This is a genomic window from Lentzea albida, from assembly GCF_900111005.1.
Classification (GTDB): Bacteria; Actinomycetota; Actinomycetes; order Mycobacteriales; family Pseudonocardiaceae; genus Lentzea; species Lentzea albida.
On record NZ_FOFV01000012.1, the window covers coordinates 1 to 14,240 of the forward strand.

Here is a 14,240-nt window from a genome sequence, read left to right on the forward strand (position 1 = left end):
AGAGTGTTGTCCGACAACGGATCCTGCTACCGCTCGCATGCCTGGCGCGACGCCTGCGCCGAGCTCGGCGTCCGGCACAAACGGACCCGGCCCTACCGTCCGCAGACCAATGGCAAGATCGAACGCTTCCACCGCACCCTGGCCGACGGCTGGGCCTACGCCCGCCACTACCCCTCAGAAACCCAGCGCCGAGCAGCCCTGCCCGGCTGGCTGCATTTCTACAATCACCACCGAGCTCACTCCGCCCTCGGAGGCCAGCCACCCATCACCCGGCTGACCAACCTCCCTGGACATCACAGCTAGGCCACATCCCCGGGCCCCGGCGACGGCCTGGCGCCCAGCACGGCGTGCGCGGCGGCGAGCCGTTCGGCTTCGGGACGCTCGGAGCTCTCCCCCGACACCTCGTCCGCCCAGTCCAGCAACCGGCGCAGGTGCTCGTCCGCCCCTGCCGTGACGACGGGCGGCGTGCCGAGCACGACGTCTCCACTGGTCCCGTCGATGGTGATCGTCGCCCCCACGCCGATGTCGTTGCCCGCGAACGCGACGGACCTGGGGCCCACGACGAGGTCGGCGACCCCCACAACGGCCGGTTTGCCCATCGAGCGGGCCACGACCGCGGCGTGGCTGGCCGGACCGCCGCGCGCGGTGACGATGCCGGTGGCCGCCGCCAGGCCGCGGATGTCGTCCGGTGACGTCTCCGGCCGCACCAGCACCACCGGGTGCTCGGCGGCGAGGCGCACCGCTTCGTCCGAGGTGACCGCCACCCTGCCCACCGCCACTCCCGGACACACGCCCAGCCCGCGTGCGATGACGTCGGCATCCGAAGCGATCCGCGGTGTGCGGACGTGCTGGAGGTGGTGTGGCGCAACGCGGACGAGCGCTTCGGCGCGGGTCAGCACGCCTTCGTCGGCGAGGTCCACGGCGAGGCGGACCGCGGCGGCTCCGGTGAACCCGCCGGGCCTCACCTGCAGCAGCCACAGCTCCCCCGACTCGAAGGTGAACTCGACGTGGCAGGCGTCGCGGTAGTGCTGTTCCAGGCGGCGCAGCGCGGCGAACAGGCCCTGCCGCACCACGGGTTCGCGGTCGAGCTCGCGCAGTGGCCCGGTCAGCGACCGGCCGGAGACGACGGCGGAGCCCTGGTGTCCGAAGAGGACTTCGCCGAACGGCGCGTTCTCGCCCGTGGTCGGGTCGCGGCTGAACGCGACGCCGGAACCGCTCGCGGAGTCGCGGTCGCCGAGCACCATGCGCTGCACGACGACGGCCGTGCCCAGGTCGTGCGGGATGCCGTGCAGGGTCCGGTAGGTGCGGGCGCGCGGTGTGTGCCACGACGCGAAGACGGACTTCAGCGCCTGCGCCAGGGTTTCCGGTGTGGGACGCAGGTTCAGGATCGTCTCCATCATGCCGGGCATGGAGACGGCCGCGCCGGAACGCACCGCGACCGTGGACGCGCCCAGGGTGCCGACGGCGGTGACCAGCTCGTCGAGCAGGCCTGCCGGGAGCTCGCCGTCGCGGAGGAACGCCCTGCACGCGTCGGTGGTGACGACGACCCCGGCGGGCACGGGCAGGCCGAGCCGGTGCAGCAGCACGAGCCCGTGTGCCTTGCCGCCCAGCACCTCCGGCGGGTCGGCCAGCGAGCCCGACAGGTGCCTCACCCACCCCATCGCGCGATCCCCAGCGTCGCGAGCAGGTCCTCGTGCAGCTCGGCCCAGATCGTGTGGAACGAGTCCACGCTGTCGGCCAGGCAGGCCAGCTCGCCCGCCTGTGCACGGGTGAGCGCCGTGGTCAGGCGCGGTTCGTAGCGCCCGAACCGGGGCACGGCGGCGGCCAGCGCGGCGATGACGACGACGGCACGTTCGTGCAGGTCGGCGAACAGCGCGAGGACACGGGCGTCGTAGACGGCGTCGCTGTGGTCGTTGACGGTCGTGACTCCGTCCGCGGACCGCATCTGCCACGCCGTGCAGAGGTCGAGCAGCTCGGGGTTGAGCACGAGGAAGTCGTCGAACGCCGCGACCAGCGCGGGACGGGTGCCGGCCGGTTCCAGCTCGCCCTCGGTCGCGGCGGCGTCGGCGGCGCGGCCCGCCTCGGTGAGGGACCACCCGCCGAAGACGTGCGTCACGTGTCCGATGACCGCGAGATCGATCAGTTCCGACTCCACATCGGACTCGGTGAGCCCCGTGAACGACGCCAGGCGGGCGAGCCCCGTGCTGCCGACGCACCGCAAAGCGTGCAGCACCGGCGAGTTCACAGCGCCTCCCGCCTGCGCGCGCCCGCGGCGTGGCCGGCACCGCGTCCGCGGGCACGGGCGACGACCACGCCGTCGCGCACGCTCACCGCGGCCTCGGTCTCGTCGTCGGCGTCCGTGATGCCGATCGCGGACGCCACCCGCGCTTCGTCGTCGAGGACGAGCCGCACGTGCTGCCAGACGTCGGCGGCGAACACCCGCCGCAGGCACCCGACGGCGTCGGCGACGCGGAGCCGGACGAGGCGGCCGGTCTCCTCCCGGTCCCCGGTCACGACGGCCACGACGACCTGCTCACCGGGCTTGGCGGCCCGCACGGCCTCCTCGGCCGCACCGAGACGGCCCGCGCCCAGCACGACCACCAGCCCGTTCGCGAGGTCGACCTCGTCGCCGCCGATCTGGTCCACGAGCCCCTGGGGCGCGGTCCAGGCGTCCGCACAGGCGACGGCCGGTGCGACGTACGGCAGGTGCGGCGGCGCCCAGACGTCCTCGAGATCGATGTACGCCAGGTGCCGGCACGCGTGCGCCACGTCGAACGGGTCACCGAACCCCGGCGCCGTCCCGGCCCGGTGGCCGGCGCCGTCCAGCAGGGTCAGCACCGTCTCGGCCAGCCGCACCCGCCGCTCGGGAGCACCCCGTTCGAGCGCGATGGCCAGCAGCAACGCCTCCAGGCGCGCGACCTGGGCCAGCACCGCCGGACCGTGCCCGTCCTCGAACACGCCGTCCAGCGACCGGAGCTGCAGACGACCACCGGGTGCGGGGTCGCCCACCAGCGGCAACCGCTCGAGCCACACCCGCGCGAACACTCCCAGCGCGTCGACGCGGGAGGACGGCGACACGGTCGCCCGCGGCTCCGCCGCCCTCTCGACCAGGTCGATCAGCACGGCCAGGTACAGCGCCCGCTTGCTCGGGAAGTTCGAGTACACCGCGCCGCGCGTCAGTTCCGCGCGCTCGGCGATCCGGTCGACCTTGGCCGGCACGAACCCGTGCTCGGCGAACTCGTCCCGCGCCGCCGCCAACACCGCGGCCCGCGTTCGCGCCTGCTGCTGCACCCGAGTCAGCCGTGCCACCGCACCCTCCAGATGTTGTCGACATCCAGATTACATCAACATCGGAGATGTCATGCCCTGAGGGTATAGAGCGCGACGCAGCAGGTCTTGGACGGTCCGTTCGATCCCGCCGAAGCTGGAGGCACCACAGGAAAGGACCAATGATGAAGGTGTTCGTCACCGGCGCGTCCGGTTACATCGGCAGGGCCGTGCAGGCCGCGCTGCTCCGCCACGGCCACGCCGTCGAAGCCCTGGCCCGCTCCGCGGCGGCCGCCACGGCGGTGCGCGAGGCGGGCGCGACCCCGGTGAGCGGCGGGCTGTCCGACCTGGACGTCCTCACCGCCGCCGCGGCCCGCGCCGACGCCGTGATCCACCTGGCCCAGGCCGACAGCGGCGAAGCCGACCTGGCCGCCGCGACCGCGATGCAGGACGGGCTCGGCGACGGCGTCTACGTGCACACGGGCGGTACCTGGGTCTACGGCGACACGGCCGGCGTCGCCGACGAGGACGCCCCGTGGAACCCGCCGTCCCTGGTCGCGTGGCGCGAGAGCGTGGAGGAGAAGGTCCTCTCACGCGGCCGGTCCGTCGTGATCAGGCCCGGCCTGCTGTACGGCCGGGAGAACCGCCTGATCGACGTCTTCTTCACCCGGCCGGGCAAGGAGATCGGCGCGATCCCCCACATCGGCGACGGCGCCAACCACTGGTCGCTCGTGCACGTCGACGACCTGGCCGAGCTGTACGTCGCCGCGCTCGCGGCCCGCGCCGGTTCGGTGTACCTGGGCGTCGGCGGAGTGGACCCGACGGCACGTGAGGTCGCCACGGCGGTCAGCCATGGGGCCGGCCTGGAAGGCCGGACCGTCTCGATCACGCTCGACGACGCCCGCGAGCGGATGGGACCGATCGCCGACGCGTTCGCGCTGGACCAGCGGTGCACACCGGCTCGGGCGCGGGAGGAGCTCGGCTGGGTGCCCCGGCACACCGACCCGCTCGCGGTCTTCGCGCGGGGGTGATGCGCCCCTGCCCGACCGTGCAGCGGGACGCCCTCCGGCACCCAGGCGGGCCCTCACGGCCGTCATCGTGACGCGACGTCCACCGCTCGCCAGGCGTGGTAGCCGAGACCGATCGCCCCCACCGCCATGGGAACGCTCGTGAGCAGCCCGGCGATCCCGTTGCCCGGCACCACGAACGTGATCACGACGAACAGCAGCAGGACCGGCACCCATTTCGGGACGGCGTGCGAACGGAACAGGCCCACGCACTGCAGGACCGTGCCCACCAGCACCAGCACGGCGCCGGGGATCATGAACGCGAACAGGTGCGCGGACTCGTTCGCAGCCCGCACCACGGACTCCCCCGCGGCCACGCCGACCGAGGGGTCCGTCGGGAAGAAGTACGCGGCCGCCCAGCCCGCGACCCCCGCCCCCTGCAGGCCGCCGCCGATCCACATCAGCGCGCCGCCCCAGGTCGCCCACCCGCTGCCGCGGCGCCGGACGAGGACCATCGTCGCCAGCGCCTGCAGCGGGATGTTGAGGACCTGCATGGCCGCGAGCCCGGTGAGCAGCGTCCACCACAGCGCGCGGTGGGGTGCGATGTCGGTGTAGGAGTAGGTCTCGCCGCCGCCCGCCGGTTCGGGCCAGAGCAGTCCGCCCGCGACGGCGGCGACGGACGTGACGCCGAGGACGACCGCGAGGACGGCGAGGCGGGTGCGGGTGGAGGTGGCGGCGCCGGGAGGTGCCGCGGTGACGTCGACGGACATGGTCTCAGGCCTTTCGGTCGGGTGAGGAGCGCCGGACGGATCCATGCAACGGGCCCGGACCCGTCCACCACATCGGTGCCGCCCCCTGACCGCGTCTCCGTGCTGACACGGACGCCTGGCGGCCGCACCGGCCTTACCCTGGGCCGATGAGGTGGCCGCGACCGGCAGCACCGGGTCTTCTGGGCGTCTCCGCCGTGCTGACGGCGGGAGGCGCCTGGCTCCTGGTCCGCGCCCCCGGGCAGGTGCTCGCGTTCGCCGGCTTCGCCGCCCTCGGACTGGCGATGGCCGCGCTCGGCGTCACGATCGAGTTCCGCGTGCGGGGCAACCCCGTCGGCGCGCTGCTCGCCTGGGTCGGCGCGATCGTGGTGTTCCTGGCCGCGCGCGACGTCTACTACCGCGCCTGGCTCGCCGATCCCGCTTCCGTGCCGCTGGACGCCCGCGTGGTCGCGCTGCTCAACGAGAGCGGCTGGTGGCTCCTCGCCGCCGTGGCGTTGCTCCTGCTGCACTTCCCGGACGGCACGCTGCCCGGCAGGCGGTGGAGGGCGTTGCCGCCGTTGATCGTCCTGCTCGCTTTGGTGCAGCAGGGGTTCGGTGCCACACCGAGGGAACCGTTCACCGTACCCATGGAGGGCCTCGCACACCCCTGGGGGCCTCCGAACGACCTCGTGCACGCCCTGAGCTACGTGGTGACCATCGGTCTGGTCCTGACGCTGCTCGCCGCGGGTGCCTCGCTGGTGGTGCGGTTCCGCCGGTCCACCGGTGTCGTGCGGGCGCAGCTGAAGTGGCTCGCGTTCGCCGGGCTGGCGGTGACCGCGTACCCGGTGGTGTGCCTGGCCGAGATCGTCGTGACCGGCCGGAGTGGTGTCGTGGCCACGGTGTTCGGCGTGGTGACCATCGTCGCGCTGTTCTGCTCGGTCGGGGTCGCCATGCTCCGCCACGACCTCTACGACGTCGACCGCGTGCTGGCCGACACGATCAGCTACACGATCGTCCTGCTGGTCCTCATCGGCGCGTACGCGGTGTCGGCTCTCGCGCTCGGTCTCGTGGCAGGCCGGGACTCCCCCGTCGCCGCGGCCGGTGCCACCGCGGTCTGCGCCGTGCTGCTCACCCCGGTGCGCCGTCGCCTGCACCGGGCCGTGGACCGGCGGCTCTTCCCCCGCACGAGGGCCGCGCTGCTCGCGGTGGAGGACCTGCAACACCGCGTGCACACCCAGGCCGCACAACCGGAAGAGCTCGAAGCCACCCTGCGCACGGCGCTCAAGGACCCCACCCTCCGCGTCGGTCTGCTGATCCCCGCCTCGGCGGGCTTCGTCGACACCGCGGGAGTTCCGGTCGCCGACACCGGCCTGGTCCCGATCACCCTCGGCGGTACGCAGATCGGCGTGCTCACGTCATCCGGCACCACCCCGGCCGTGCTCAAGGTCGTCGCCACAGCGGCCGCCAGCCTCGTCGAGGTGGCTCGTCTGCGGGGAGAACTGGCGCACGCCCTGCGCGAGGTCGAGGCCAGCCGCATGCGGATCATCCAGGCGGGCGACGCCGAACGGCACCGGCTCGAACGCGACCTGCACGACGGCGCCCAGCAACGGCTGGTGTCCCTGGGCATGGCCATGCGACTGGCCCAACGCCAGCTCGCCTCCCAGCAGGTCGACGTGCACGCCCTGCTGGACCAGGGCGTCGCCGAACTGGCCACCGCCATCGCGGAGCTCAGGCAGATCGCGCACGGCCTGCGTCCCACCAGCCTCGACGACGGCCTGCACTCCGCACTGGCCGCCCTGACGCACAAGCTGCCGGTACCGGTGGAGCTGGAGATCATGCCCGAACCCCTGGCCGACGACATCGCGATCACCGCCTACTACGTCGCCGCCGAAGCGATCACCAACGCGGCCAAGCACGCACGCGCCAGCGCCATCACCGTTCGCGTCACGCAACAGGCCGACGAGGTCAGCGTGTGGGTGAGGGACGACGGCTGCGGAGGCGCCGACCCGAGGAGCGGCTCCGGGCTCTCCGGGCTCGCCGACCGGGTCGCGGCGCTCGGCGGTTCGCTCCAGCTCCACAGCCTGCCCGGTGCGGGCACGACGATCCGGGCGGTGCTGCCGTGCGCATCGTGATCGGTGAGGACTCGACGCTGTTCCGGGAAGGTCTCGCGAGCCTGCTCTCCCACGCGGGCCACGAGGTGGTCGGCCGTGCCGCGGACGCCGAGGCCCTGGTGGCGGTCGTCGGAGAGCAGGAACCCGATCTGGCCATTGTGGACGTCCGGATGCCACCTGACCTGACCGACGACGGCGCACGAGCCGCACGCCGGATCCGGCAGGCCCAGCCCGGGGTCGCGATCCTGCTGCTCTCCCAGCACGTCGAGACGCGGCACTCCGTCGAACTCGTCAGCCAGGGCGGTTTCGGCTACCTGCTCAAGGACCGCGTGCTGGAGGTCGACGACTTCCTGGAGTCGATCGCCCGGGTCGCCGCCGGCGGGTCCGCCCTCGACCCCGAGGTGGTGGGCCGGCTGCTCGGACGGCCCACCACCGGGGCGCTCACCCCGCGCGAACGCGAGGTGCTCGGCCTGATGGCCGAAGGCTGCACGAACGTGGCGATCGCGCGCCGGCTCTGGCTCACCGAACGCACCGTCGAGACCCACGTCGGCAGCATCATGGCCAAGCTGGGCCTGGCCGCGAACGTGGAGGAGCACCGCCGGGTGCTGGCCGTCCTGACCTACCTGGCCGAGTACGGCTGATGCCCCTCCACCACCTCACAGCACGCAGAGCAGCGAACAGGCCTTCGCGGACGACCAGTCGCTGTAGGTCCTCGTGCCGTTGACCGGTGTGAACTTCGCCTTCGCCTTGTTGGTCAAGGGGAACAGCGACAGCAGTGCGTAGGTCGAGCAATGCACCACTTTGGACTCACCGGGTTGCAGTGTGAACGGTCCGGTCTGGCAGTTCGGTTCCACCTCGTCGACGACGTAAGCGTCCACGACCGGGATCGCGCCGTTGTTCTTGACGGTGACCCGCCAGTACGCGGTCGCGTTCAGCAGCCCGAGCGTGCCCACGGGTGCTTCCTTCACCCACGGACCGGAGCCACCGGCCTTGCAGTTCGCGGGTGTGTACGAACCGCAGATCTCCTTGTTCACCACCACGTTCGGCGCGCACGCCGGGCCCGGTGCGATCTGGCGCGTCACCGTGTTGGAGGTGAGGGAACCGGTGGCGTCCGTCCCGTTCGCCGTGTTCGTCACGGAGGTGACGGGGCACTCCGGGGAGATCGCGGTGCGGAAGCACACCTGCGGCGCGTCACCGGTGAACTCCACCGACAGCGACGGCTGGTTGCCGCCACCGAAGTCCGCGGAGTTGTTCAGCACGATCGACGCGGTGACGGTCAGCGAGCCGGCCGTGGCACCGGAGAGGTCGATGGTGCCGTCCGAGGCGAACCCCGGTGTGGTGACCGGGTTCCCCCCGCCGTCCACGACCTTCACCGCGGACGCGCCGAAGTTCACGTTCGCCGGGGTCACGCCGACGAGCCGCGCCTTGGTGTAGGTGGTGGCGTGCGGTTTGCCGTCGCAGTAGAACTGCGAGGGTGTGAGCGACACGGAGGCGCCACTGCGTACGCACGGCGACGCCCCCGTGTCAGGATCCAGTGAGAACAGCACCTGCGCGTCTCCCAGCCCCAGCAGGCAGCCGGTGGGAGCGTCGTAGGCGTAGCCGTAGTCTCGGGTCACACCGTTGTTGACGGTCGGGTGGGTGACGCGCAACGGCATGCCCGGACAAGCGGTTCCGGTGCTCCAGTCGTGGCACGCCGTCACGCCCGCGTACGGGCCGCCCCAGATGCCGAAGTAGCTGCGCACGCGGTCACCGGTGCGGACGACCTCCGGGGTGAACACCAGGCTCATGCTCTCCAGTCCGGCCACGGCGGCGGGGGGCGCCAGGGACGAACCGTCGATCGCGTAGCACGTGGTCACGTTGAAGGCGCCGGCCGTGCTCGCACATGCCCCGGTCTCCGCACCCGTTGTGCTGTAGGCGGTGTACGCGTTGTAGGTGTGGTTGTTCACCGGCCCGAGCGGCTTCGGCGACGGCCAGCCCGCGCAGGTGGCTGCGGGACCGGGGTCGAAGCAGCCCATCGTCGGGACGACACCGCTCATCCGCGACGACGACGCGAACAGCTTGCCCCCGGCGACGGCCAGCGCGCCGAGGTAGTAGCCGCCGTGTTCGGTGAACGGCACGATCGGCGCGTAGGGCTGGCCGCCGCACGCGCTCTGCGACGCGGCCGTCCAGCAGACCACGTGCCCGGAGTTCGCGACCCCGTAGAGGTTTCCGCCGATCTGGACGAGGCCTGCCATCTCGAACGTCTGCGCGGAACGGTTCATCAGCGGCCAGTAGCCGCAGTTGCCGGGCGCGGCGAGGTCGAGGCAGCCGACACCGATCGAGGTCGCCGTGGTGGCCGAGTAGTACACGCGGGCGGGGTTCGCCGGGTCGCGGACGTACTGCGGCGCCATGGGGCTCGCGATGTCCCCGGTGTTCCCCGTCCCGAACGGGCCGGACGCCGTGTTGAGCGGCTTCGGCCAGGGACCACCCGCGCACGGCGCGTTGGTCGTGACGTCGGTGCACACCAGCTTGGCGGCCGCGGCGGACGCGTGATGGTAGACGTTCCAGGCCTGCAGGCGGCCGGCCGGCGTGCGGTGCAGGATCGGGATGAACCCGTCGCCACCGGTGAAGGCGGCACTGGCCTGCACGGGCGGTGTGAGCAGGGTGGAGAGGGCCCGTCCGCCGTTGCGCACGCCGGGGTTCGTGGCGCTGAGCGGGTTCCCCTCGGTCCCGGTCCAGCCCGGCGGCACCTGCAGCGATCCCTGGAGGTAGCTGTGGCCGGCGGCGATCGGGTCGGTGATGGTGGCGGCGCCGTTGGCACCGCTGTCGTAGGACACGACCCAGGTGGCCGTGTCGCCGTGGGAGGCGGGATCGGACACGCCCTGCACGGACTTGGTGAGGCTCGAAACGGGCGGCTGGGCGACCACGGGCACAGCGGCGGTGAGGGTGGCGCCGGCGAGCACGCCCGCAAGCACCATTGCCGGCAAACGTCTTCGCACGATGATCCCTTTCGGTGGCGGTTCGGGAACTGACCGCCGACGCTAGGGACGTCCCGTGTGCCGCAAACACCCCCTCACCCGCGTGCACGGGATGTCTGCCCCATCAGACCAATGCGGATGGGCGGAACATCTGACCGGGCAGGACATTCCAATTCGTTGCCGAATCAAATTTCACCTGAACGCGCCAGAAATGCCTATCCGAGAACCGAATGTTCGCGGTGCGGGGTCCAGCGCAGGTGCACGTTCCGGTCCGGCGGGTCCGCCCGCAGCAGCGACAACCGCGGTCGCACGGCGTCGGTGCGCGCGGAGGGCGGCTTGCGGCTGCCCGCCCGGTACTGGACGGGCCACTCGACGGTGTGGCCCTGTTCGGCGGCCGCGTGCAGCGTCCAGTGCGGGTCGTAGAGGTGCGTGCGGCCGAGCGCGCAGAGGTCGGCGCGGCCCGCCAGCAGGATGGAGTTGACGTCGTCGTAGGACGCGATGGCGCCCACGGCGATGACGGCCGCGCCCGTGACCTCGTGGCGGATCCGGTCGGCGAACGGGGTCTGGTAGCTGCGGCCGTACGCGGGGCGTTCGTCCGCCGTGACCTGGCCGGTGGAGACGTCGATCGCGTCGGCGCCGTGGGCGACGAACGCTCGGGCGATCTCCACGGCGTCGTGCTCGGTGTTGCCGCCGTCGACCCAGTCGGTGGCGGAGATGCGCACGATCATCGGTCGTTCGGCGGGCCACACCGCGCGCACGGCGTCGAACACCTCGAGCGGGTACCTCAGGCGATTGGCCAGCGAGCCGCCGTACTCATCGGTGCGCCGGTTCGCGACCGGCGAGAGGAACGACGACAGCAGGTACCCGTGCGCGCAGTGCAGTTCGAGCAGGTCGAAGCCCGCTTCGGCGCCCCGGCGGGCGGCCGCCGTGAACTCCTCGGTGATCCGGTCCAGGTCCTCGCGGCTCGCCTCGGCGGGGACGGCCGAGCCGGGGCCGTACGGCAGCGGTGACGGACCGACGACGTCCCAGCCGCCTTCGGGCAGCGGTTCGTCCATGCCCTCCCACATCAGGCGCGTGGAGCCCTTGCGGCCGGAATGGCCCAGTTGCAGGCCGATGCGGGCGCTGCTGCGCTCGTGCGCGAACGACACGATGCGCGCCCACGAGTCGCGTTGCTCGTCGGTCCACAGGCCGGTGCATCCCGGCGTGATGCGGCCATCCGGGGAGACGCACACCATCTCGGTCATCACCAGGCCCGCGCCGCCCATGGCCTTCGAGCCGAGGTGGACCAGGTGGAAGTCGCCCGGCACTCCGTCGGTCGCGGAGTACATGTCCATCGCGGAGACGATGACGCGGTTCTTGAGCTCGAGTTCGCCGAGGTGGAATGGCTGGAACATCGCGGGCACGACGGACCGGAGGCCCTGGGAGGCCGCGAAAGCGGCGTCCACGCGGTCGGCGAACTCCGGGTCGCGCGTGCGGAGGTTGTCGTAGGTGATCCGGCGCGAGCGCGTGAGGAGGTTGAAGCAGAACCGCGTCGGCTCCTGGTCCGCGTACATGCCGATGTTCTCGAACCACTCCAGGGACGCCTGCGCGGCGCGTTGCGTCGACTCGACGACGGGGCGCCGTTCGGTCTCGTAGGCCGTCAGGGCCGCTTGGACATCGCGGTGTTCGTGCAGGCAGGCGGCCAGGGCGAGGGAGTCCTCCATCGCGAGCTTGGTGCCGGAGCCGATGGAGAAGTGCGCGGTGTGCGCGGCGTCGCCGACGAGGACCAGGTTGCCGTGGTGCCAGCGTTCGTTGCGCACCGTGGTGAAGCTGAGCCACTTCGAGTTGTTGGCGAACACCTCGTGGCCGTCGAGCTCCTCGGCGAACAGCGCGCGGACCCGGTCGACTGCGCGTTCGTCGGAGGCACCCGGCCGGAACTCCTCGCCCGTGTCGAAACCGGCGCGGCGCCAGACGTCCTCGTGCATCTCGACGATGAACGTGGACCCGGTGTCGGAGTAGGGGTAGCCGTGGACCTGCATGGTCCCCCACGGCGTCTCCTTGACGAAGAACTGGAACGCCTCGAAGACGCGGTCGGTGCCGAGCCACATGTACTTGTTGCTCCGGCGGTCAACAGTGGAGTTGAAGACGTCCGCGAACGACTGCCGCACCAGGGAGTTCACGCCGTCCGCCCCGACGACCAGGTCGTGCTCGGACCGCAGGACGTCGACCGGCGGTGCGGGTGTCGAGAAGTGCACGACCACACCGAGGTCGCGGCACCGCTGTTGCAGCAGGCCGAGCAGTTCCTTGCGGCTCATCGCGGCGAACCCCTGCCCGCCGACGGTGTGGCTCTCGCCGCGGTAGTGGATGTCGATGTCCGTCCACCGCGCGAACCGGCGGGCCATCGCGTCGGCGAACTCCGGGTCGGCGTTCTCGATCCCGCCCAGCGTCTCGTCGGAGAACACCACGCCGAACCCGAACGTCACGTCGGCGGCGTCGCGTTCCCAGATGGTGACGTCATGCGACGGGTCGAGCTGCTTCATCAGCGCGGCGAAGTACAGGCCACCGGGGCCACCTCCGACGACGGCGATCCTCATCGCAGCACCTCCTCCTCGACGATCTTGCGGAGTGCGAAGCGCTGCAGCTTGCCGCTCGCGTTGCGGGGCAACGAGGTCCGGAACCGCACCTCGCGCGGGTACTTGTAGGGCGCGATCGTGCGCTTGACGTGGTCCTGGATCTCCCGGGCCTTCGCGTCGTCCCCTTCGAGGCCTTCGCGCAGGACGACGAACGCGCACACGACCGAGCCGCGTTCGTCGTCGGGTTTGGCCACGACGGCGGACTCCAGCACGTCCGGGTGGGTGTCGATCGCCTCCTCGACCTCGGGACCGCCGATGTTGTAGCCGGAGGACACGATCATGTGGTCGCTGCGGGCGTGGTAGTGGAAGTAGCCGTCCTCGTCGCGGTGGAACATGTCACCGGTGACGTTCCAGCCGCCCACGACGTAGTCCTTCTGCCGCTCGTCGTCGAGGTAGCGGCAGCCGACCGGGCCGATGACGCCCAGCCGTCCGACCTCGCCGGGGCCGAGTTCCTCGCCGGCGGCACCGAGCACGGTGGCGCGGTAACCCGGCACCGGCCTGCCCGTGGCGCCCGGCCGGATGTCGTCGCCCGCCGCGGAGATGAAGATGTGCAGGAGCTCCGTGGCGCCGATGCCGTCGACCACCCGCAGGCCGAGCCGGTCGTGCAGCTGTTGCCAGGTCTCCCGGGGGATGTGCTCCCCCGCCGAGACCGCGGTCCGCAGGCCGCTCAGCTTGGCCTCGGCGCCGTCGCGCAGGATCGCCTTGTACGCCGTCGGCGCGGTCGCGAGGACCGTGACTCCCTGCTGTTGCACGAAGTCCGCGACCTGGGCGGGCGTGGCGGCCTCGGTCAGCAGGGCGCAGGCACCCGCCCTGAGCGGGAACACGACCAGCATGCCGAGGCCGAACGTGAAGGCGAACGGGGCCGTGCACGCGACGAGGTCGTTCTCTTCGAGCCGCAGCACGTGCCGGCCGAAGGTGTTGTCGATGGACAGGACGTCGCGGTGGAAGTGCACGGTGATCTTGGGTGATCCGGTGCTGCCGGACGTGGGCGCGAGCAGTGCCACGTCGTCGGCCGCGGTGTCGACGGCCGTGAACTCCCCCGGCTTCGCCGCCGCGCGCGCTCGGAGGTCGTCGTGGTCGACCACGGTCAGCAGGCCGCGGATCTCGTCGGCGAACCGCGGGTCCGCCAGCGCGAGCGACGGGCGCGTCCGTTCGACGACGGGGGCGACCTCGCGGGCGCGCAACGCGGCCATCGTCGCCACCACGACACCGCCCGCCTTCAGCACGCCGAGCCACGCCGCCACGGTCCACGGGTTGTTGGGCGAGCGGAGCAGGACCCGTTGTCCCGCGACGAGACCGAAGTCCTCGGTCAGCACGCGGGCCACCTGGTTCGCGCGGGTCAGCAGCTCGCCGTAGGACCAGACCTCCCCCGCCGGCGTGCGCAGCGCCGGCCGGTCGGGCCCGAACCGCGCCACCGCGGCGTCGATGAGCTCGGTGGCGGCGTTGAGCCGGTCGGGGTACCGCAGCTCCGGCGTGGTGAACTCGATCGTCGGCCACAACGCCGAGGGGGGTAAGTGGTCGCGGGCGAAGGTGTCCATCG

General features: G+C 72.0%; 11 protein-coding genes. 4 read left to right on the forward strand and 7 right to left on the reverse strand.

The window, feature by feature from the left end:
- Window positions 1-303: integrase core domain-containing protein (locus tag BMY74_RS27045; protein WP_143091721.1), on the forward strand; the 303-nt coding region annotated here is incomplete at its 5' end.
- On the opposite strand, the gene BMY74_RS27050 is transcribed toward BMY74_RS27045, so the two are convergent.
- From BMY74_RS27050 to BMY74_RS27060, 3 genes are read right to left on the reverse strand one after another with little or no spacing between them, the layout of a single operon-like run.
- Window positions 300-1,661 carry a PEP/pyruvate-binding domain-containing protein gene (locus tag BMY74_RS27050; protein WP_089920962.1) on the reverse strand — a complete coding sequence of 454 codons (1,362 nt, stop codon included), beginning with the start codon at window positions 1,659-1,661 and terminating at the stop codon, window positions 300-302. The genes BMY74_RS27045 and BMY74_RS27050 overlap by 4 nt on opposite strands.
- The gene (locus BMY74_RS27055) at window positions 1,649-2,245 is read right to left on the reverse strand and encodes a transcriptional regulator (RefSeq protein ID WP_089920963.1); all 597 of its coding nucleotides are present in this window, start codon (window positions 2,243-2,245) and stop codon (window positions 1,649-1,651) included. Before BMY74_RS27055 ends, BMY74_RS27050 begins: the two co-directional genes overlap by 13 nt.
- Window positions 2,242-3,309, reverse strand: a complete 1,068-nt coding sequence (locus BMY74_RS27060; RefSeq protein WP_089920966.1) for a TetR/AcrR family transcriptional regulator — start codon at window positions 3,307-3,309, stop codon at window positions 2,242-2,244. The genes BMY74_RS27055 and BMY74_RS27060 overlap by 4 nt, the downstream gene beginning before the upstream one ends.
- A 143-nt stretch (window positions 3,310-3,452) precedes the next feature.
- Here BMY74_RS27060 and BMY74_RS27065 point away from each other — a divergent pair, with 143 nt between their 5' ends.
- Window positions 3,453-4,298 (forward strand): NAD-dependent epimerase/dehydratase family protein, encoded by an 846-nt coding sequence (locus BMY74_RS27065; protein WP_089921481.1) that lies wholly within the window; start codon window positions 3,453-3,455, stop codon window positions 4,296-4,298.
- Between the two features lie 62 nt (window positions 4,299-4,360).
- On the opposite strand, the gene BMY74_RS27070 is transcribed toward BMY74_RS27065, so the two are convergent.
- Complete coding sequence (locus tag BMY74_RS27070) at window positions 4,361-5,044, reverse strand: DUF4386 family protein (protein WP_089920970.1); 684 nt, start codon at window positions 5,042-5,044, stop codon at window positions 4,361-4,363.
- 146 nt (window positions 5,045-5,190) lie between these two features.
- Here BMY74_RS27070 and BMY74_RS27075 point away from each other — a divergent pair, with 146 nt between their 5' ends.
- Both BMY74_RS27075 and BMY74_RS27080 read left to right on the forward strand, forming a co-directional pair.
- Window positions 5,191-7,152, forward strand: coding sequence for a sensor histidine kinase (locus BMY74_RS27075; protein WP_089920973.1), 1,962 nt, complete (start codon window positions 5,191-5,193; stop codon window positions 7,150-7,152).
- Window positions 7,140-7,772 (forward strand): response regulator transcription factor, encoded by a 633-nt coding sequence (locus BMY74_RS27080; protein WP_089920974.1) that lies wholly within the window; start codon window positions 7,140-7,142, stop codon window positions 7,770-7,772. The genes BMY74_RS27075 and BMY74_RS27080 overlap by 13 nt, the downstream gene beginning before the upstream one ends.
- A 15-nt stretch (window positions 7,773-7,787) precedes the next feature.
- Here BMY74_RS27080 and BMY74_RS27085 read toward each other — a convergent pair whose 3' ends face one another.
- The 3 genes from BMY74_RS27085 to BMY74_RS27095 form a co-directional block, all read right to left on the reverse strand.
- The gene (locus BMY74_RS27085) at window positions 7,788-10,088 is read right to left on the reverse strand and encodes a DUF7617 domain-containing protein (RefSeq protein ID WP_089920975.1); all 2,301 of its coding nucleotides are present in this window, start codon (window positions 10,086-10,088) and stop codon (window positions 7,788-7,790) included.
- Between the two features lie 215 nt (window positions 10,089-10,303).
- Window positions 10,304-12,661, reverse strand: a complete 2,358-nt coding sequence (locus BMY74_RS27090) for a bifunctional salicylyl-CoA 5-hydroxylase/oxidoreductase (RefSeq protein WP_089920976.1) — start codon at window positions 12,659-12,661, stop codon at window positions 10,304-10,306.
- Complete coding sequence (locus BMY74_RS27095) at window positions 12,658-14,238, reverse strand: AMP-binding protein (RefSeq protein ID WP_177229941.1); 1,581 nt, start codon at window positions 14,236-14,238, stop codon at window positions 12,658-12,660. Before BMY74_RS27095 ends, BMY74_RS27090 begins: the two co-directional genes overlap by 4 nt.
- Window positions 14,239-14,240 lie beyond the last annotated feature (2 nt).